The 19,946-nt window shown below is 60.0% G+C and carries 22 protein-coding genes; 9 read left to right on the top strand and 13 right to left on the bottom strand.

Annotated features, from left to right (window positions below):
* Positions 1-55: 55 nt before the first annotated feature.
* Entirely contained in the window at positions 56-1,255 is a 1,200-nt protein-coding gene (gene tyrS, locus HX812_RS00005) for a tyrosine--tRNA ligase (RefSeq protein ID WP_033898150.1), read from the bottom strand.
* 208 nt (positions 1,256-1,463) lie between these two features.
* Between tyrS and HX812_RS00010 the strand changes: the two genes are divergently transcribed.
* Both HX812_RS00010 and HX812_RS00015 read left to right on the top strand, forming a co-directional pair.
* Entirely contained in the window at positions 1,464-2,882 is a 1,419-nt protein-coding gene (locus HX812_RS00010) for an OapA family protein (RefSeq protein ID WP_038842937.1), read from the top strand.
* 3 nt (positions 2,883-2,885) lie between these two features.
* Complete coding sequence (locus HX812_RS00015) at positions 2,886-3,977, top strand: anhydro-N-acetylmuramic acid kinase (protein ID WP_038842939.1); 1,092 nt, start codon at positions 2,886-2,888, stop codon at positions 3,975-3,977.
* A gap of 67 nt (positions 3,978-4,044) precedes the next feature.
* Here HX812_RS00015 and erpA read toward each other — a convergent pair whose 3' ends face one another.
* Both erpA and argC read right to left on the bottom strand, forming a co-directional pair.
* Positions 4,045-4,395 carry an iron-sulfur cluster insertion protein ErpA gene (erpA, locus tag HX812_RS00020; protein ID WP_038843114.1) on the bottom strand — a complete coding sequence of 117 codons (351 nt, stop codon included), beginning with the start codon at positions 4,393-4,395 and terminating at the stop codon, positions 4,045-4,047.
* Positions 4,396-4,559: 164 nt separating this feature from the next.
* On the bottom strand, positions 4,560-5,594 hold the full coding sequence (gene argC / locus HX812_RS00025) for an N-acetyl-gamma-glutamyl-phosphate reductase (RefSeq protein ID WP_010206935.1): 1,035 nt from the start codon (positions 5,592-5,594) through the stop codon (positions 4,560-4,562).
* Between the two features lie 135 nt (positions 5,595-5,729).
* On the opposite strand from argC, the gene hemJ reads away from it, so the two are divergent.
* From hemJ to coq7, 6 genes are all read left to right on the top strand, one after another.
* Entirely contained in the window at positions 5,730-6,158 is a 429-nt protein-coding gene (gene hemJ / locus HX812_RS00030; protein ID WP_038842941.1) for a protoporphyrinogen oxidase HemJ, read from the top strand.
* Positions 6,159-6,182: 24 nt separating this feature from the next.
* Positions 6,183-7,145 carry a nitronate monooxygenase family protein gene (locus HX812_RS00035; protein WP_038842943.1) on the top strand — a complete coding sequence of 321 codons (963 nt, stop codon included), beginning with the start codon at positions 6,183-6,185 and terminating at the stop codon, positions 7,143-7,145.
* A gap of 69 nt (positions 7,146-7,214) precedes the next feature.
* On the top strand, positions 7,215-8,171 hold the full coding sequence (locus HX812_RS00040) for a DUF805 domain-containing protein (protein ID WP_038842945.1): 957 nt from the start codon (positions 7,215-7,217) through the stop codon (positions 8,169-8,171).
* 64 nt (positions 8,172-8,235) lie between these two features.
* Positions 8,236-9,024 (top strand): SDR family oxidoreductase, encoded by a 789-nt coding sequence (locus tag HX812_RS00045; protein ID WP_038842947.1) that lies wholly within the window; start codon positions 8,236-8,238, stop codon positions 9,022-9,024.
* Positions 9,025-9,070: 46 nt separating this feature from the next.
* Entirely contained in the window at positions 9,071-9,409 is a 339-nt protein-coding gene (locus HX812_RS00050; RefSeq protein WP_010206940.1) for a histidine triad nucleotide-binding protein, read from the top strand.
* Between the two features lie 116 nt (positions 9,410-9,525).
* Positions 9,526-10,173, top strand: a complete 648-nt coding sequence (coq7, locus tag HX812_RS00055) for a 2-polyprenyl-3-methyl-6-methoxy-1,4-benzoquinone monooxygenase (RefSeq protein WP_038842950.1) — start codon at positions 9,526-9,528, stop codon at positions 10,171-10,173.
* Positions 10,174-10,244: 71 nt separating this feature from the next.
* Here the strand turns inward: coq7 and HX812_RS00060 are convergent, their stop codons facing one another.
* Positions 10,245-10,667, bottom strand: coding sequence for an OsmC family protein (locus HX812_RS00060; RefSeq protein WP_005792019.1), 423 nt, complete (start codon positions 10,665-10,667; stop codon positions 10,245-10,247).
* 247 nt (positions 10,668-10,914) lie between these two features.
* On the opposite strand from HX812_RS00060, the gene crp reads away from it, so the two are divergent.
* Positions 10,915-11,559, top strand: coding sequence for a cAMP-activated global transcriptional regulator CRP (crp, locus tag HX812_RS00065; RefSeq protein ID WP_038842955.1), 645 nt, complete (start codon positions 10,915-10,917; stop codon positions 11,557-11,559).
* Here crp and HX812_RS00070 read toward each other — a convergent pair.
* The 9 genes from HX812_RS00070 to HX812_RS00110 all read right to left on the bottom strand — a co-directional run bounded on the left by HX812_RS00070 (position 11,556) and on the right by HX812_RS00110 (position 19,934).
* Positions 11,556-12,251, bottom strand: coding sequence for a lipoate--protein ligase family protein (locus HX812_RS00070; protein ID WP_038842959.1), 696 nt, complete (start codon positions 12,249-12,251; stop codon positions 11,556-11,558). The genes crp and HX812_RS00070 overlap by 4 nt on opposite strands.
* Positions 12,252-12,253: 2 nt before the next feature.
* A complete protein-coding gene (trpC, locus tag HX812_RS00075) occupies positions 12,254-13,090 on the bottom strand; it encodes an indole-3-glycerol phosphate synthase TrpC (RefSeq protein WP_038842963.1) in 837 nt (278 codons plus the stop codon).
* Positions 13,087-14,136 carry an anthranilate phosphoribosyltransferase gene (gene trpD, locus HX812_RS00080; RefSeq protein ID WP_010206948.1) on the bottom strand — a complete coding sequence of 350 codons (1,050 nt, stop codon included), beginning with the start codon at positions 14,134-14,136 and terminating at the stop codon, positions 13,087-13,089. Before trpD ends, trpC begins: the two co-directional genes overlap by 4 nt.
* Positions 14,137-14,145: 9 nt before the next feature.
* A complete protein-coding gene (locus tag HX812_RS00085) occupies positions 14,146-14,739 on the bottom strand; it encodes an aminodeoxychorismate/anthranilate synthase component II (RefSeq protein ID WP_038842966.1) in 594 nt (197 codons plus the stop codon).
* 10 nt (positions 14,740-14,749) lie between these two features.
* A complete protein-coding gene (trpE, locus tag HX812_RS00090; protein ID WP_025857058.1) occupies positions 14,750-16,231 on the bottom strand; it encodes an anthranilate synthase component I in 1,482 nt (493 codons plus the stop codon).
* Between the two features lie 70 nt (positions 16,232-16,301).
* Positions 16,302-17,120: a phosphoglycolate phosphatase gene (locus HX812_RS00095; protein WP_033898132.1), complete on the bottom strand. Its 819-nt coding sequence runs from the start codon at positions 17,118-17,120 to the stop codon at positions 16,302-16,304.
* The gene (rpe, locus tag HX812_RS00100) at positions 17,117-17,791 is read right to left on the bottom strand and encodes a ribulose-phosphate 3-epimerase (protein ID WP_010206952.1); all 675 of its coding nucleotides are present in this window, start codon (positions 17,789-17,791) and stop codon (positions 17,117-17,119) included. Before rpe ends, HX812_RS00095 begins: the two co-directional genes overlap by 4 nt.
* Positions 17,792-17,875: 84 nt before the next feature.
* Positions 17,876-19,024, bottom strand: coding sequence for an iron-containing alcohol dehydrogenase (locus HX812_RS00105; protein WP_038842971.1), 1,149 nt, complete (start codon positions 19,022-19,024; stop codon positions 17,876-17,878).
* A gap of 85 nt (positions 19,025-19,109) precedes the next feature.
* Positions 19,110-19,934 carry an ABC transporter permease gene (locus HX812_RS00110; protein ID WP_017739612.1) on the bottom strand — a complete coding sequence of 275 codons (825 nt, stop codon included), beginning with the start codon at positions 19,932-19,934 and terminating at the stop codon, positions 19,110-19,112.
* Positions 19,935-19,946 lie beyond the last annotated feature (12 nt).

Raw genomic sequence — 19,946 nt, forward strand, 5'->3', positions numbered from 1 at the left:
GAAGTGGGGCGAATTATAGACAGTTACAATTCGCCGTCAACACCTAATTTCAGTTTTATTCGGATTTGAGCGTAATACGTGCAAAGGCCTTCTTGCCAGCCTGACAAACATGGGTAGCACCCAGCTCATATATAAAGGTGCGATCCACAACCTCACCATCTATACGCACACCACCGGAACCCAGGAGGTCACGCGCAACCGCAGAGTTCTTGACCAGGCCTGCCTTATTAAGCACAGCCGCGATGGGCATCGCCTCGGCAGCAGACAGCTCAATCTCCGGCAGATCATCCGGCAGCTCGCCATCCTTCATGCGATTGCCCGCAGCACGGTGAGCATTGGCAGCAGCCTCTTCACCATGGAAACGCGCAACAATCTCTTCGGCCAGCTTGATCTTCACATCCCGCGGATTCGCACCCGCCTCTACTTCAGCACGCAGCGCATTGATCTCATCCATCGAGCGGAAGCTCAACAACTCGAAGTAACGCCACATCAGTGCATCAGGAATCGAAACAAGCTTGCCGTACATCACACCCGGCGCTTCCTGGATACCGACATAGTTGCCCAGGGACTTGGACATCTTCTTGACGCCATCCAACCCTTCCAACAACGGCATGGTGAGGATGCACTGCGCTTCCTGCCCATACGCGCGCTGTAGCTCACGCCCCATCAACAGGTTGAATTTCTGATCGGTGCCACCCAGTTCAACGTCCGCGCGCAAGGCGACCGAGTCGTAACCCTGAACCAGCGGATAGAGGAACTCATGTATAGCGATCGGCTGATTGGTGGAGTAGCGCTTGTCGAAGTCATCACGCTCAAGCATGCGCGCAACGGTGTACTGAGAGGTCAGACGAATGAAGTCCGCCGGCCCCATCTTGTCCATCCAAGTAGAGTTGAATGCAACTTCAGTCTTGGCCGGATCGAGAATCTTGAACACCTGGGTCTTGTAGGTCTCGGCGTTATCGAGCACCTGCTCACGCGTCAGCGGCGGGCGCGTCGCGCTCTTGCCACTCGGATCACCGATCATTCCGGTGAAGTCACCGATAAGGAAGATGACCTGATGCCCCAGCTCCTGGAACTGGCGCAGCTTATTAATAAGCACGGTATGACCCAGGTGCAGATCCGGCGCGGTCGGATCAAAGCCAGCCTTAATACGCAGGGGCTGGCCACGCTTGAGCTTTTCGATCAGCTCAGCTTCAACCAACAGTTCTTCCGCACCACGTTTTATCAGCGCTAGCTGCTCTTCAACCGACTTCATAACAGACCCGCAAGGCTCAGATTCAAAAGGGAACCAACCATACAAGATCAGGGACTAATTACAAGTTTTGCCCTGCGAACGGACACCGTTCAGCAAGCCCAGCGTTCGCGAGCTTGCGCCACAGATGATTTGGTTATATTTTATACAGTTATTTCATCTTCATCATGTCATTCATCTTTTCCATTTCATCTTCAAAGTCAAATTACCTATGACCACTGAACCGTCTAAAGCGCCGCCGCTTTACCCGAAGACCCACCTGCTCGCCGCAAGTGGTATCGCCGCCCTTCTCAGCCTGGCACTCCTGGTATTCCCTTCCAGTGACGTAGAAGCCAAACGAACATCCCTGAGCCTTGACCTGGAAAGTCCAGTTGAACAACTGACACAAGATCAAGACGCTTCCGACGCGCAACAAGCCACAAATGCACCGACCGAATCACCGTTCGCCCAGATAGAAAGCAGCCCGGAAGATACCCAGCAAGCCGCCCAAGAGCCGTCTGCGCCGGTCGCCGATGCCGCCAAGAGCCCCCAACACCGCGAAGTGATCGTGGCCAAGGGCGACACATTGTCGACCCTGTTTGAGAAAGTCGGCCTCCCTGCTGCCACCGTCAATGAAGTACTGGCCAGCGACAAGCAAGCCAAGCAATTTACCCAGCTCAAACACGGTCAGAAACTTGAATTCGAACTGACACCTGATGGTCAGTTGCACAACCTGCACAGCAATGTCAGCGACCTCGAAAGCATCACCCTGACCAAAGGTGCCAAGGGCTATGCCTTCAATCGCATCACCACCAAACCCGTGATGCGCTCCGCCTACGTACACGGCGTTATCAACAGCTCGCTGTCACAATCCGCAGCCCGCGCCGGCCTGTCCCACAGCATGACCATGGACATGGCCAGTGTGTTCGGCTACGACATCGACTTCGCTCAGGACATCCGCCAAGGCGACGAATTCGACGTGATCTACGAGCAGAAAGTCGCCAACGGCAAAGTCGTCGGCACTGGCAATATCCTCTCCGCGCGCTTTACCAACCGCGGCAAAACCTACACCGCCGTGCGTTACACCAATAAACAAGGCAACAGCAGCTACTACACTGCCGATGGCAATAGCATGCGCAAGGCCTTTATCCGCACCCCGGTGGACTTCGCTCGTATTAGTTCGCGTTTCTCCATGGGTCGCAAGCATCCAATTCTGAACAAAATCCGCGCCCACAAAGGTGTGGACTATGCTGCCCCGCGTGGCACGCCAATCAAAGCTGCCGGCGACGGCAAGGTACTGTTGGCCGGTCGTCGCGGCGGTTACGGCAATACTGTGATCATCCAGCACGGCAATACTTACCGTACGCTGTACGGCCACATGCAAGGCTTCGCCAAGGGCGTGCAAACCGGCGGTACCGTGAAGCAAGGCCAGGTGATCGGCTATATCGGTACTACCGGCCTGTCCACTGGCCCGCACTTGCACTATGAGTTCCAGGTCAATGGCGTCCACGTCGACCCACTGGGCCAGAAGCTGCCGATGGCCGACCCGATCGCCAAGGCCGAGCGCGCCCGTTTCATGCAACAAAGCCAGCCCTTGATGGCGCGCATGGATCAAGAGCGCTCCACCCTGCTGGCTTCGGCGAAGCGTTAAGGTATGCCTCTCTATATAGGCGTGATGTCCGGGACCAGCCTCGACGGCCTGGACATTGCCTTGATCGAGCAAGACCCGGCGATCAAGTTGATCGCCACGCACTACATCCCAATGCCAGATACCCTGCGCGCCGAGCTGCTTGCCCTATGCGCCAGCGGGCCGGATGAAATCGCCCGCTCCGCCATTGCCCAACAGAAATGGGTGACCTTGGCCGCACAAGGTATTCACGCTCTACTCGATCAGCAAAAGCTCAAGCCGCAGGATATTCGTGCGATAGGCAGCCATGGCCAGACCATCCGCCATGAGCCTGCCCGGGGTTTTACCGTACAGGTCGGTAATCCGGCCTTGCTCACCGAGCTGACGAATATCACCGTGGTCAGCGACTTCCGCAGCCGCGATGTGGCCGCCGGTGGTCAGGGCGCCCCGCTGGTGCCTGCATTCCACGAAGCGCTGTTTGGTGAGCGCACCGGTAACCGTGCCGTATTGAATGTGGGAGGTTTCAGCAACCTCAGCCTGATCGAGACTGGCAAGCCTGTCGCCGGCTTCGACTGCGGCCCGGGCAACGTCTTACTGGATGCATGGATTCACCAACAACGCAGCGAGCACTTTGATCGCGATGGTCAGTGGGCAGCCAGCGGCAAGGTCGAGCCAAAGTTGCTCAATGCCCTGCTGAGCGACCCCTTCTTCGTGACCAAAGGCCCCAAGAGCACTGGGCGCGAAGTGTTCAACCTGGAATGGCTGCGCCAACACCTTGGCCGCTTGCCTGCATTTGAGCCTCAGAATGTGCAGGCAACGCTGCTTGAGCTGACCGCCCTGACGATCGTTGAGTCCCTACAGTCGGCCCAATCCCAGACAGAAACATTGCTGGTATGTGGCGGCGGCGCTCACAACGCCACGCTGATGAACCGTCTGGCCACCCTGCTTCCGTCAACTCAAGTCAGCAGCACCGCTACCTACGGGGTGGATCCCGACTGGGTCGAAGCCATGGCCTTCGCCTGGCTGGCCCACTGCTGCCTCGAAGGCATTGCCGCCAACCGCCCGAGCGTCACAGGCGCACGCGGGCTTCGAGTACTGGGAGCGATCTACCCCGCCTAAAATATCCGGACAGCAAAACGCCGCTTGGCCTATCACAGCCAAGCGGCGTTTTTGTATGCGCTACAGATCAGATCGAGAACGAAGACCCGCAACCACAGGTCGTGGTGGCATTAGGGTTCTTGATCACGAAACGCGAACCTTCCAGACCTTCCTGGTAATCCACCTCGGCACCTGCCAGGTATTGGAAGCTCATCGGATCCACGACCAAGCTCACGCCCGCGCGCTCAACGATGGTGTCATCATCGGCCACATCTTCATCGAAGGTAAAACCGTACTGAAACCCTGAACAACCGCCGCCCGTAACGAATACGCGCAGCTTCAAGCGATCATTACCCTCTTCATCGACCAGGCTCTTCACCTTGTGCGCAGCACCGTGGGTGAATTGCAAAGCCGTGGGGGTGAAGGATTCAACGCTCATGCTGATAATCTCCCGGCGTACCGCCGCCATATGCGTAATGGCGGCATTATCCGCTTCTCCTAGAAAAGCGGTCAACTATTGTTACGGTATATCAATCTGCGCTGCCGCCATTAAAAACACAAAAGGCCCGATCAACGGGCCTTTTGCGCAACCACCTGAAAGTCTTAAGGCAGCATGCCCGCGTGGGACAAGCCCAGCTTCTCATCCAGGCCGAACAAGATGTTCATGTTCTGCACCGCCTGGCCCGACGCGCCCTTGACCAGGTTATCGATCACCGACAGCACCACCACCAAGTCGCCATCCTGTGGACGGTGCACAGCAATCCGGCACACATTGGCACCGCGTACGCTGCGGGTCTCCGGGTGGCTACCAGCAGGCATCACGTCGACGAACGGCTCATTGGCGTAACGCTTTTCAAAGAGCGCTTGCAGGTCGACCGAGCGGTCAACCACCGTTGCGTACAACGTCGAGTGAATACCGCGGATCATCGGCGTCAGGTGCGGCACGAACGTCAGGCCCACATCCTTGCCAGCCGCGCGACGCAGCCCCTGGCGGATTTCCGGCAAGTGACGGTGACCTTTCACTGCATAGGCCTTCATGCTTTCCGACGTCTCGGAGTACAGGGACCCTACGGCAGCACCACGACCGGCGCCACTGACGCCCGACTTGCAATCTGCGATCAAACGCGAAGCATCCGCCAACCCAGCTTCCAGCAACGGCAGGAAACCCAGCTGAGTAGCGGTCGGATAGCAACCCGGCACCGCAATCAGGCGCGCTTGCTTGATCTGCTCACGATTGACTTCCGGCAGGCCGTACACCGCCTCTTCCAACAGCTCCGGCGCACCGTGAGGCTGACCGTACCACTTGGCCCATTCATCAGCGTCCTGCAGACGGAAATCCGCCGACAGATCGATCACCTTGGTGCCCGCCGCCAACAGTTCACCGGCCAATGCGTGGGCAACGCCGTGCGGGGTGGCGAAGAACACCACGTCGCAGGCGCCCAGGGTCTTGATGTCCGGGACGCTGAATGCCAGGCCGTCGTAGTGGCCTCGCAGGTTCGGGTACATATCGGCCACGGCCAGCCCGGCCTCGGATCGGGAAGTGATGACCACCACCTCAGCTTGCGGATGCTGTGCCAACAGACGCAGCAATTCGACACCGGTGTAACCCGTGCCGCCGACGATACCGACCTTGACCATAAACCTGCCCTCAACGAACCCACTGGAAAGCCGTCGATAATAGGGGCCGTATCGTCCTGCGACAACCGTCAACGTGACGTACGGGCGCATGAGCCACTACTATCTCGGCTACCGTGAACCTGGGAATAACTAAAAATGCTTTATCTATGGGTCAAAGCCTTCCATATCGTCAGCATCGTCTGCTGGTTTGCCGGGCTGTTCTACCTGCCACGCCTGTTCGTCTACCACGCCCAGAGCGAGGACACCGTCAGCAAAGAGCGTTTCAGCGTCATGGAGCGCAAGCTCTACCGCGGCATCATGGGGCCTGCGATGGTTGCCGCGCTGATATTCGGCGGCTGGCTGATCTACCTGAACCCGAGCATCTTTCATTCGGGCGGCTGGATCCACGCCAAGCTGACCCTCGTCGTGCTGCTCATTGGTTACCACCACATGTGCGGCGCGCAGGTAAAACGCTTCGCCCGTGGCGAAAACACCCGCAGCCATGTCTTTTATCGCTGGTTCAATGAAGTGCCCGTTCTGCTATTGCTGGCTATCGTAATTTTGGTCGTGGTCAAACCGTTCTAATTTCAATTACTCGGGGTACCTCCAATGTCATTGCCCGCTCTGCTTGAACAACGTCTGCGCCTGCCCGTCGTGGCGGCGCCGATGTTCCTGATTTCCAACCCGCAACTGGTCCTGGCGTGCTGCCGCAATGGGGTGGTCGGGAGTTTCCCGGCGCTCAACCAACGCGAAAGCAGTGGGTTCAAGGCCTGGCTGGAGGAAATCGAAGTGGGCCTGGCACAGTTGGATAACCCCGCGCCCTACGCCGTCAACCTGATCGTGCACCACAGCAACCCACGGTTGGAGGCGGACCTGGCGATCTGCGTCGAGCACAAAGTGCCGATCGTCATTACCAGCCTGGGCGCCGTGAAGGAATTGGTAGACGCCGTACACAGCTACGGCGGCCTGGTGTTCCATGACGTCACCACCCGACGCCATGCCGAGAAGGCTGCCGAAGCCGGCGTCGATGGCCTGATCGCCGTGGCGGCAGGCGCGGGTGGCCACGCTGGCACCTGGAGCCCGTTCTCGCTGATTGCCGAAATTCGCCAGTTCTTCGACAAAACCCTGCTGCTGGCCGGCTGCCTCAACCACGGGCATGAGATACTTGCGGCCCAACTGCTCGGCGCCGACCTGGCCTATTTCGGCACACGTTTTATCGGCACCACCGAAAGCCACGCCCCGGATGCGTATAAGGAGATGCTGCTCACATCGCGCGCCGCCGACATCGTGCACACTCCCGCTGTCTCCGGCGTGCCCGCCAGTTTCATGCGCCAGAGCCTGGAAAACGCCGGTTTCGACCTCGCCGCCCTGCAAGGCAAAGGCGAAGTCAACTTCGGTTCCAAGCTCAAGCCGTTGAGCGACGAGGCCAAGGCATGGAAGACTGTATGGTCCGCCGGCCAAGGTGTCGGTGAGATTGATGATTTGCCCAGCGTCGATGAACTGGTTGCCCGTCTGGATGCCGAATACCGCAAGGCCCGTGAACAGGCAGCTCAATTGCGCTGGCCGCGCTGACCCACCGCATGGCCTGCTGCTTGAGCCGGCCTGCACTACCTCCCTGAATCAAGTGACAAGGAAGCCCGCATGAGCGACAACCGTTTCAAGATTGTGTTTGATGGAGCCTTGCTCCCGGGTGTCGAAAGCACCACGGCCAAGCTGAACCTGGCCGAGTTGTTCAAGAGCGACGTCGAAGCCATCGAGAAGCTCTTCACCGGTCGCCCGGTCGCGCTCAAACGTGACCTGTCGCGCCCGGATGCGGAAACCTACCTCACCGCACTGAAAAACGCCGGGATCGATGCGCGCATTGAACCCGAACAGCCTGTGGCCTTCAGCCTGGACGAAACTCACGAAACTGACTCTGGCAGCTTCTCGCGCCCTGCAGCTTCACCTTACGCACCACCACGTTCCGCCGTGGGTGATGACCTGCCGGAATACGCCACCCTCAAGGTGTTCACTATCCACGGCCGCATCGGTCGACTGCGATACCTCGCCTGGACCCTGGTGTTGACCCTCACACTGCTGGTTGCGGGCGGCATCATCAGCACCGTCAGCTTTGCCGTTGCCACCGCTTCGCCAACGGCGGGGACCATTCTTGGTGTACTGCTAGGCCTCGGGCTGTTTGTTGCGCTGGTCTGGGTCAGTGTGCAAATCGGTGTGCAGCGCCTGCACGACCTGGGTTGGTCGGGCTGGCTGTACTTCCTCAACCTGGTTCCGCTGGTAAACAGCGTGTTCCCGATCCTGCTGCTGGTATTGCCGGGCAACGCAGGCGCCAACCAATACGGCGCGCCACCACCACGCAACTCCACGGCGGTAAAAGTCCTGGCCACCCTGTGGCTGGCGTTTATCCCGGTCATGCTTGCCATCGTGGTCACCCTGGGCATGAACGGCTACCTGAACCAGCTTGAAGCCAACATGGACAGCAGCTACGAAAGCAGCTCCATCACCTCCGATGAAGACGCTGACCAAGCCGCGACCGTCGAAGAAGACGAAGCGCAGAGTGCTGACGAAGCGGGCGAACCTGTAGACTCTCCAGAACAGTGAAGAAACGCCCCCCGGCCTGTGATGCCTTTGTCACAGGCGCGGTGGCGTTGCGATGGAGAAAGGCATGACCCGTTACGCTCTGATCACCGGCGCCTCCAGCGGCATCGGCCTGGCCATGGCCGAAGCCCTGGCCCGTCGCGGCCGCAGCTTGATTCTGGTGGCCCGCCAGCGTGATCAGTTGGAAAGCATTGCAATCGAGTTGACCCAACGCTTTGGCGTCGAGGTGCTGTTCCGGGCCTGCGACCTGGGCGAGCCGCTGCGTTTGTCCGGGTTCCTGCTGGAGCTTGAAGAAGGCGAGCGGCAGATCGACCTGCTGGTGAACTGCGCCGGTATCGGCACCAGCGGACCATTCCTGGCCCAGGACTGGATGACCGAACAAGACCTCATGGAGGTCAACATCCTCGCTCTGACCCGTATGTGCCACGCGCTCGGTAACACCATGGCGCTGCACGGCGGCGGGCAGATTCTCAATGTTGCCTCCGTCGCGGCGTTCCAACCCGGCCCGTGGATGAGCACGTACTACGCCAGCAAAGCCTATGTATTGCACTTCTCCGAAGGCTTGCGTGAGGAGTTGAAAACCTGCGGCATCAAGGTCTCGGTGCTCTGCCCCGGCCCTACACGCACCGCCTTCTTTGGCACCGCGCAAATGGACACAGCCAAGCTCGACCGCAGCCAGCAGCTGATGAGCCCCGAAGAAGTGGCGCTCTACACCGTGCGCGCCCTGGATAAAAACAAAGCCATCATCATCCCTGGCCGCCGTAACCGCTGGATCGCCTTCAGCCCGCGCTTCAGCCCACGCTGGCTGACCCGCAAGATCGCCGGCGCCATCAACAAGGCCTATTGCCCACGTTGATTGGCTGAGTACACTCACCCTGCACATTCATAATGGAGAAACAGCTGTGGATACTCTGTTCACCAAGATCATCAACAGAGAAATACCCGCGGATATCATCTACGAAGATGATCAAGTCCTGGCCTTCAAGGACATCCACCCGGCGGCGCCTGTGCATTTCCTGGTCATTCCCAAGAAACACATCCCGACCCTCAATGACCTGACCGAAGAAGATAAAGCCCTGGCCGGTCATATTCTGTTCACCGCCCAGCGCCTGGCCGTGGAACAAGGCTGTGAAGAAGGTTTCCGGGTGGTGATGAACTGCAACCCGAAAGGTGGGCAGACCGTCTATCACATCCATATGCATGTGCTGGGTCAGCGCCAGATGAACTGGCCGCCGGGCTGATCAGCCTTTCGGCGAAGGTCGCGGCCCAGGCTGCGACCCCATGCCCTTGATGCAGCGCAAACGCTTCCCCCTCTCTTGCGGTAAACTGGCCGCCGAGATTCTTCCCGGAGGTCAGCATGACTACCCAACGTCACTACTCGCCGATTGACCGTCTATTGCTGCAAGCCGATATGGCCATGCGCACGCTGCTGCCGTTCAGCGGCCAGCCGTATCGCCCTTCGCCCGCGATCGTGCAGCCCGACGCCCAAATGGGCGAGACCGAGACCCGCCACGTTGCCGGCCTGATGCGTATCAATCACACCGGCGAAGTCTGCGCCCAGGCGCTGTACCAGGGCCAGGCCTTGACCGCCAAGCTGCCGCAGGTCCGTGCCGCCATGGAACATGCCGCCGAGGAAGAAATCGACCACCTGGCCTGGTGCGAGCAACGCATTCGCCAATTGGGCAGTCACCCGAGCGTGCTGAACCCGCTGTTTTATGGTTTGTCGTTCGGGATTGGCGCTGCTGCCGGCCTGATCAGCGACAAAGTCAGCCTGGGTTTTGTCGCCGCCACCGAACACCAAGTGTGCAAACACCTGGATGAGCATCTGGAACAACTGCCAGCCGAGGACGAAAAGTCCCGGGCAATTCTTGAACAGATGCGCATCGATGAAGAACACCACGCGGAAAGCGCGCTGGATGCGGGCGGTTTCCGGTTTCCGGCGCCGGTGCGGTTCGGCATGAGTCTCTTGGCCAAAGTCATGACCAAAAGCACCTATAGAATTTGAATGCATCGGATCTAAGCCGAAAAAAAGGGCGCTATCACAGCGCCCTTTCTTTTTGCCCGCCGATTGAGTGATCAACCCAACTCGATGATTTCGTAATCATGGGTGATGGCCACACCGGCCGCGCCAAGCATGATCGACGCCGAGCAATACTTCTCGGCTGACAGCTCGATAGCACGCTTGACCTGGGCTTCTTTCAGCGCCCGGCCCTTCACCACGAAATGCATGTGGATCTTGGTGAACACCTTGGGGTCTTCAGTGGCGCGCTCGGCTTCCAGGAAGGCTTCGCAGCTTTCCACGGCCTGGCGGGACTTTTTCAGGATGCTGACCACGTCGAAATTGCTGCAACCGCCTACGCCCAGCAGGAGCATTTCCATCGGGCGTACGCCCAGGTTACGGCCACCGGCTTCCGGCGGGCCATCCATGACCACCACATGGCCACTGCCCGACTCACCGAGGAACATGGCTTCGCCCGCCCATTGGATGCGTGCCTTCATCGCCCAGACTCCACTGCTAAAAAAGGGTCGCCAGCTTAGCACAGGGCCCGCCTGCGTCAGCGTTTCCAACAAAAGCGATCAATAGCAGGGTTTGCACGGAAAATTGGCTAATCGAGTCAGAATGTGTCTGTTAAGCTGACGCCAAATCGATGGCGTAATGCCACCCTTTATACAGCGCGTATCAGTGCCGATACCCGATGAATACAACAACTCAAACTATTTAGCGCAGTCTTTTCGGGATACAACCATGGTTGCCCTTACTCCCATACCCAAGATCAAGAATCTCGACAAATTGTTGATGCATTGCCAGCGACGCCGCTACCCGGCCAAGCACAACATCATCTGCGCGGGTGAACGCTCCGAAACGCTGTTCTTCATCATCAAAGGCTCGGTCACCATCTTGATCGAGGATGAAGACGGCCGCGAAATGATCATCGCCTACCTGAACACCGGAGATTTTTTTGGGGAGTTGGGGCTGTTCGAACAAGCCGGCAAGGAACAGGAACGCAGCGCCTGGGTGCGCGCCAAGGTCGAATGTGATGTGGCCGAGATCAGCTACGCCAAGTTCCGCGAGCTTTCCCAGCACGATCCCGACATTCTCTATGCCCTGAGCGGCCAGATTGCCCAGCGTCTGCGCGACACCACGCGCAAGGTCGGCGACCTGGCATTTTTTGATGTAACCGGACGAGTCGCCCGTTGCCTGCTGGATTTGTGCAAGCAGCCGGACGCCATGACGCACCCCGACGGCATGCAGATCAAGGTCACACGCCAGGAAATCGGACGCATTGTCGGCTGTTCACGGGAGATGGTCGGTCGCGTGCTCAAGGACCTGGAAGAGCGCAACCTGGTACACGTCAAAGGCAAGACGATGGTGGTGTTCGGCACCCGCTAAACCGGCAGGAAGCTGGCCAGCATTTTGCGGTACCGGGCGTCCAGCCGGCTGATCGCATCCGGCGCGGGGAAGGCTTCGTGCAGGGCAATGTGGCTGTCGGCGCGCACCCGCTGGTCGAGGCCGCAGGCTTCATTGAAGCGATTGACCGCCGCGATCAGCTCTTCGCGATCGTTTTCCAGCAATAGCGCACCGTGCACCAACCCCACCGGGCGGCCGCCACTTTGCCGCCAGCGCTGGGCGGTGCCGACCATTTTGCGGCCCTTGAGGTTGACGTTGTAGCGGCCGTCGCAAAACGCGCCGTCGATTTCACCGACGGACGCATCGCCTCCCAACTCGATCAGCAAATCGCAGATCGGCTGGCACAAACGCAAGTAACCCGTTTCGATACGGTTCTGGTCGCCTTCACTGCGTGGCGGTGCGTAGACCAGGGCGATGTTGACTGTGGCACTCGACTGCGGCACCGGTTCACCACCGGTTTCGCGCAGCAGTACTGGCCAACCGGCGTCGGCGGAGACTTGGCTGGCGGTCTCAAAAGCCGGCAAGCGGCTCAAACGACGCGGCATGACCAAGGCTTGGTCGCTGGGTTGCCAGAACAGCAACCCATATTCCCGCTCACCCGCGCAAACCGCCGCCAACAGGTCTTGTTCGGCGGCAAGCCCTGCTTCGACAGTCATCGCCACCGGCTGAGTCATCATCAATCCAGGGTCGAACCGCTGACCGCCACGCCACGCTCCGGGAAGAACAGGCGCTGCAATTCAGCCCCCGGGCTCTCGGCACGCATGAAAGTTTCGCCCACCAGGAACGAATACACCCCACTGATCTCCATCAGCTCCACATCGGCACGGTTGACGATGCCACTCTCGGTAATCACCAAACGGTCACGCGGAATGCGCGGCAGCAGGTCGAGGGTGTTTTCCAGGCTGACTTCGAAGGTGTGCAGGTTACGGTTGTTGACCCCCACCAGCGGTGTGTCGAGGGTTTTCAGGGCGCGTTCCAGTTCGTCACCGTCGTGCACTTCCACCAGCACATCCAGGCCAACACTTTTGGCCACAGCCGCCAGTTCCGCCATCTTCACGTCATCCAGGGCGGAGACGATCAACAGCACACAATCGGCGCCAAGGGCACGGGCTTCAACGATCTGATACGGGTCGACCATGAAATCCTTGCGGATCACCGGCAACTTGCACGCGGCGCGGGCCTGCTGCAGGAACAGGTCGGAACCCTGGAAATAGTCGATATCAGTCAGTACGGACAGGCAGGTCGCACCGCCCTTCTCATAGCTCTTGGCGATCTCTTCAGGAATGAAGACCTCACGAATCACGCCCTTGCTCGGCGAAGCTTTCTTGATTTCAGCAATGACGGCCGGCTGCTTGAGCTTGGCCTGGGCGATCAACGCATTGGCAAAGCCACGCGGTGCATCGGCGACCTTCGCCTGGGCTTCCAGCTCGGCCAGGCTCACGCGGGCACGACGCTCAGCCACTTCTTCGGCCTTGCGGGCCAGGATCTTTTCCAGAACGGTCGGCACACTCATCCTTCATTCTCCATCTTGAATACCGCGGTGAATGCTCCCAGCTCTTCGAGCTTTTCGCGAGCCAGACCGGTGTGCAGCGCATCGTGGGCCAAGGCGACACCTTCTTTAAGACTATAGGCGTGGTCGGCCGCATACAGCGCAGCACCCGCATTCAACACTATCATCTCGGCAGCTTTTTGACCGTTCTCGGTCTTGCGACGCCCCAGGGCATCGCGAATCAACTCCAGGGAGGCAGCCGGGCTTTCCACCGCCAGGCCGTGCAGGCTCTGGCTCTTCATGCCCAGGTCTTCCGGCTCGACCCAATACTCGGTGACCTGGTCATTCTTCAGCTCCGCCACAAAGGTCGGTGCCGCCAGGCTGAATTCGTCCAGGCCGTCCTTGGAATGCACCACCAGCACATGTTTGCTGCCCAGGCGTTGCAGTACTTCGGCCAATGGCCGGCACAGCGCCTGGCTGAACACACCCACCACCTGGTGTTTCACACCGGCCGGATTCGTAAGCGGGCCGAGCATGTTGAACAAGGTGCGCAGGCCGAGGTCCTTGCGCGGGCCGGCGGCGTGCTTCATCGCACCATGGTGGGATTGGGCAAACATGAAGCCAATACCGACGCTGTCGATGCAGCGCGCCACTTGTACCGGCGTCAGGTTCAGGTAGATCCCGGCCGCCTCCAGCAAGTCGGCGCTGCCGCTCTTGCCGGACACCGCGCGGTTACCGTGCTTGGCCACGGTGCAGCCCGCCGCCGCGACCACAAACGAAGAGGCCGTCGACACGTTGAAGATGTTCGCACCGTCACCACCGGTGCCGACCACATCGACCACGCCGTCGAGGGTCTTGAGTTCGACTTTGTCCGCCAGCTCGCGCATCACCGACACGGCGCCGACGATCTCGTCGATGCTCTCGCTCTTCATGCGCATGGCCATCATGAACGCGCCGATCTGCGCGTCGGTGCATTGACCGGTCATGATTTCGCGCATCACATCGCTCATTTCAGCGGTGCTCAGGTCCAGGTGGCCGACGATACGGCTCAGGGCAGTCTTGATATCCATGGAAAGTCCTTAGCGCGTGCCGCCGCTTTGCTTGAGAAAGTTGGCGAACAGCTCGTAGCCCTGCTCGGTCAGGATCGACTCGGGGTGAAATTGCACCCCTTCGATATTCAGTGTCTTGTGGCGCAGGCCCATGATCTCATCGACGGAGCCGTCTTCCAGCTGGGTCCAGGCGGTCAGCTCCAGGCAGTCCGGCAGGGTTTCGCGCTTGACCACCAGCGAGTGATAGCGGGTCACGGTCACCGGCAGATTGAGGCCATGAAACACGCCTGCATCTTTATGGAACACCGGGCTGGTTTTGCCGTGCATCACCTGGCGCGCACGCACCACGTCACCACCAAAGGCCTGGCCGATGGATTGGTGGCCCAGGCACACGCCCAGGATCGGCAGCTTGCCTGCGAAATACTGGATGGCTTCGAGGGAAATGCCTGCCTCGGTCGGCGTGCACGGGCCTGGCGAAACCACGATGCGCTCCGGGTTCAGGGCGGCGATTTCGGCCGCGGTCAGTTCGTCGTTGCGCACCACCTTGACCTCGGCACCCAGCTCACCCAGGTACTGCACAACGTTGTAGGTAAAGGAGTCGTAGTTATCAATCATCAGCAACATGGGGGAAACCTCAGGAATTGGGGGTCTGTTCAGCCAGCGCAACGGCGCGGAACATCGCGCGGCGCTTGTTCAGGGTTTCTTCCCATTCGAGGGCCGGCACCGAGTCGGCGACGATCCCGCCACCGGCCTGCACGTGCAGTTCCCCGTCCTTGATCACGGCCGTGCGGATCGCAATGGCCGTGTCCATGTTGCCATTCCAGGCGAAGTAACCCACGGCACCGCCGTAGACACCACGCTTGACCGGCTCCAGCTCGTCGATGATTTCCATCGCGCGGATCTTCGGCGCACCTGACAAGGTGCCCGCCGGCAGAATCGCGCGCAGTGCGTCCATCGCCGTCAGGCCGGCCTTCAGCTCGCCGGTGACGTTGGACACAATGTGCATCACATTCGAATAACGCTCGATGACCATCTTCTCGGTGAGTTTCACCGAACCGATTTCCGAGACACGCCCGGTGTCGTTGCGGCCCAGGTCGATGAGCATCAGGTGCTCGGCGATTTCCTTGTCGTCGCTCAGCAGGTCTTCTTCGAGCGCCAGGTCAGCCTCTTCGGTCGCACCACGTGGGCGGGTACCCGCAATCGGGCGCACGGTGATCAGGTTGTCTTCGACGCGCACCAACACTTCCGGCGAACTGCCCACCACGTGGAAGTCACCAAAGTTGAAGAAGTACATGTACGGCGTCGGGTTGAAGCATCGCAGGGCGCGGTACAGATCGATTGGCGCGGCCTTGAAGTCAATGGACATACGTTGCGACGGCACCACCTGCATGCAGTCACCGGCGAGGATATATTCCTTGATGGTGTCGACGGCGCGCTCGTAGTCATCCTGGGTGAAGCTGGAGCGGAACACCGGGTCGGCGGCCGGTGGACGGCTGAGGTCCAGGCCGCGACGCGGGGTGATCGGCTGGCGCAGTTTTTCCAGCAGGGCTTCCAGGCTGGCCCGGCCTTGCTCGAACGCGTCCGCCTGGGACGGGTCGGCCAATACGATCGCGTGCATCTTGCCGGCGAGGTTATCGAACACCACCACGGCATCGGAAACCATCAACAGAATGTCCGGCACGCCCAGCGGATCCGGGTTCGGGCATTTGCCCAAGCGTTTTTCCACATAACGCACGCAGTCATAACCGAAGTAACCCACCAGGCCGCCATTGAAACGCGGCAGGCCAGCAATGGTCGGCACGTTGTAGCGCGCTTTGAACGCTTCGACGAACGCCAGCGGATCTTCTACGTCGTGGCTTTCGATCTCGACGCCATCATGGGTAATGCTCACATGATGGTCGTGTACCCGCAGCACCGTACGGCACGGCAGGCCGATGATCGAATAACGGCCCCACTTCTCGCCGCCCTGTACGGACTCGAGCAGGTAGGAGTTTGGCTCGTCGGCCAGTTTCAGGTAGATCGACAGCGGCGTGTCGAAGTCGGCCAGGGTTTCGCAGGCCAGGGGGATGCGGTTATAGCCGGCAGCGGCCAAACGCAGGAATTCTTCGCGGGTCATGATATGCCTCGTGGCTTGAGGGTCTAACGGTCAGGTATGCAAACGCGCCGCAGAGTGCGGCCAGGATCAGTCAGGCGCGCCAACGCCAGCGGGCCAGGGCCTTGATGACTTTCATCCAGAGTTTGCGAGTGACCACCACGATGGAATTTCCAGAAGGGGACGGATCGGTATCGGGCAACGTTATCTCAGCGCCAGCTCCCAAGCAACCGGGGATTAACAGGCGCAGGTCATCAATCACCAATGAAGGCGACTCTTCGGCGATTGGCCGACCATGGTTATAGCCGTAACTGAGGGCCACGCACTGCACGCCCGCCGCCTTTGCCGCCAGCACATCACTGCGTGAATCGCCGACAAACAAGGACTGCGAGGCCGGGATATTGGCCATTTTCATCACGAAAAACAGCGCCGCCGGGTCGGGTTTTTTCTGCGGCAGGGTATCGCCACCGATGATCCAGCGGAAATACCGGCCGATTTTCATCTGGTCCAGCAGCGGTGCGACGAAGCGTTCCGGCTTGTTGGTGATCAGGGCCATTTCCACGCCCTGCTTGCTCAGCCACTTGAGCGTGTCGCGCACGCCGGGGTAAACCACGGTCAGTTCATGGCCGTCTTCATAGGCGGCGTTGAACAGTTCCAGGGCATGCTCGGCCTCCACATCATCCACGCCTTCGGCATCAATGTTGTTGGCCAAGGCCCGGCGCACCAGCATCTGCACGCCGTTACCGACCCATTCGCGCACCGACTCGATCCCGGCCGGCTTGCGCCCCAGCTTGAGCAGCATGTCGTCCACCGCCGCCGCCAGGTCGGGCACCGAGTCGATCAAAGTGCCGTCCAGATCGAACATCACCAGCCGTGGCAATTTGCCGGGGAACAGCTGCTCAAAGCCGCTCATGGACGCGCCAGCGCCAACTCGGCACGCATCTTGTCGATAACTTCCTGATAGTCCGGCGCATTGAAGATCGCCGAGCCAGCCACAAAGGTGTCGGCACCAGCGGCGGCGATTTCGCGGATGTTGTTGACGTTGACCCCGCCGTCGATTTCCAGGCGGATATCGCGGCCGGAGGCATCGATCAGCGCGCGAGCTTCGCGCAGCTTGTTCAGCGTGCCGGGGATGAATTTCTGGCCGCCGAAGCCTGGGTTGACGCTCATCAACAGGATCATGTCGACCTTGTCCATCACGTACTCAAGCACGCTCAACGGAGTGGCCGGGTTGAACACCAGGCCCGCCTTGCAGCCACCTTCGTGGATCAACTGCAAAGTGCGGTCGACGTGCAGCGAGGCTTCCGGGTGGAAGGTGATGTAGGTGGCGCCGGCTTCGACGAAGTCGCCGATGATGCGATCCACCGGGCTGACCATCAAGTGTGCATCGATCGGCGCAGTGATGCCGTACTTGCGCAGCGCAGCACAGACCATCGGGCCGATGGTCAGGTTGGGCACGTAGTGGTTGTCCATGACGTCGAAGTGCACGAAGTCGGCACCGGCGGCCAATACCTTGTCCACTTCCTCACCCAGGCGGGCGAAGTCGGCGGAGAGAATCGATGGAGCAATAACGAAGGGCTGCATGACGCACCTTTTTTGAGCTAAATCACGATGGCGCGCATTGTATACCTCATGCTTTGCCGCGCGCACCGTGACCTAACTCAACGGTTAGTAAGCGGCCCGGTAGATTTTCTCGATATCGGCCGCGCTGAGCTTGCGCGGATTGTTGCGCATCAGCCGCTCAATGCCCGCAGCCTCCACCGCCATGGCGGGGATCGCATCCTCTGGCACCCCGAAACTGCGCAGCCCTGCCGGGATCTCGACGGCGGCGCACAGTCGCGTCATCGCCTCCACGGCCTGGTCGGCGGCATCGTTGACGCTCAAGCCGGTGATATTCACGCCCATGGCCTGGGCAATCTGCTGCATGCGCTCCACACAGGCCAGCTTGTTCCAGTGCATCACATAGGGCAGCAACAGCGCATTGCTCACGCCATGGGCGATATTGAAACGCCCACCCAACGGATACGCCAACGCGTGCACCGCGCCGACCCCGGCATTGCCAAACGCCATGCCGGCCATCAGGCTGGCGGTGGCCATATCGTCGCGGGCCTGCAGGTTGGCCGGGTTGGCGTAGGCCTTGGGCAGCGCACTGGCGATCAACTTGATTGCGCCGATAGCCAAGGCGTCGGTGATCGGCGAGGCGTTCAGCGACAGGTAGGATTCGATGGCATGTACCAGCGCGTCCACGCCACTGGCGGCGGTGACGCTGCGCGGGCAGGTCAGGGTCATTTGCGGGCTGATCAGCGCGACGTCCGGCAGCAGGTAGTCGCTGACAATGCCCTTTTTCAGCTGCGCGGCCTTGTCGGAGAGAATCGCCACATTGGTCACCTCCGAGCCGGTGCCGGCGGTGGTGGGGATCGCGATCAGCGGCGGGCCCTTGCGCGGCACCTGGTCGACGCCGAACAAATCCGCCAGCGCGCCGTGGTAGCCGGCATACGCCGCAACACTTTTCGCAATGTCTATGGCGCTGCCGCCACCCACGCCAATCAGGCCGTCGTGCCCGCCCTCGCGGTAGACGCGCATGCAGTCTTCGACGATGGCGATTTCCGGGTCGGGTAACACCCGGTCAAAAATCTCGTAGGTGCGCTCGCCCAGGTGTTCGAGCGCCAACGCCACGGTGCCGGACTTGACCAACGCGGCATCGGTGACGATCAGCGGGTTGTCCACATCCAGGCGTGTGAGCTCAGAGGCCAGTTGTTCGATGGCGCCAGCGCCGGTCAGCAGTTTGTGGGCGATCTTGAATGAGGAAGTACTCATGTGCGCGGCCTCTTATTAAGTGATGGGCTGGCACAAGAGTAGCTCCCTATGGCGTGTTGTCAGCCATTCATCGGGCGAATGGTCGTTACACCTGGGCGGTGCGCAGTTTCTCGCTGCGGCCGCGCAGCCATTCCAAGGTCAGCAACAGCAACACCGAGAACGCAATCAGCAGGGTTGCCGCGGCCGCAATCGTCGGGCTGAGGTTTTCGCGAATGCCGCTGAACATCTGACGTGGCAGCGTGGCTTGCTCGGGGCCGGCGAGGAACAGCGTCACCACCACTTCATCAAACGACGTTGCGAACGCAAACAGCGCCCCGGAAATCACCCCCGGCGCAATCAACGGCAAGGTCACCCGGCGGAATGCGGTCAGTGGCGAAGCACCCAGGCTGGCCGCCGCCCGCACCAGGTTGTGATTGAAACCCTGCAATGTGGCCGACACGGTGATGATCACAAACGGCACACCCAGCACTGCATGCACTACGATCAGCGAGAAGAAGCTATTGCCCAGGCCCAGCGGGGCAAAAAACAAGTAACTGGCCACGCCAATGATCACCACCGGCACCACCATCGGTGAAATCACCAGCGCCATGACCAGCGCCTTGCCGGGGAAATTGCCACGCGTCAGGCCAATCGCCGCCAAGGTGCCAAACACCATCGCCAGCACCGTGGCCGCCGGGGCGACGATGATGCTGTTTTTCAGCGCCCGCATCCACTCGGCGGAGGCAAAGAAGTCCTGGTACCAATGCAGCGAAAAACCTTGCAACGGGTACACCAGGAAACTGCCGCTGTTGAACGACAGCGGGATGATCACCAGCACCGGCAGAATCAAAAACAACAGGATCAAGCCGCAGAGAATCCGCAAACTGTAGAACCACACCCGTTCGACGGGCGACATATAAGGGCTCAGCATCGCAAGGTCTCC

Source organism: Pseudomonas sp. IPO3749, from assembly GCF_013386605.1.
In the GTDB taxonomy this organism is placed as follows: Bacteria; Pseudomonadota; Gammaproteobacteria; order Pseudomonadales; family Pseudomonadaceae; genus Aquipseudomonas; species Aquipseudomonas azotoformans_A.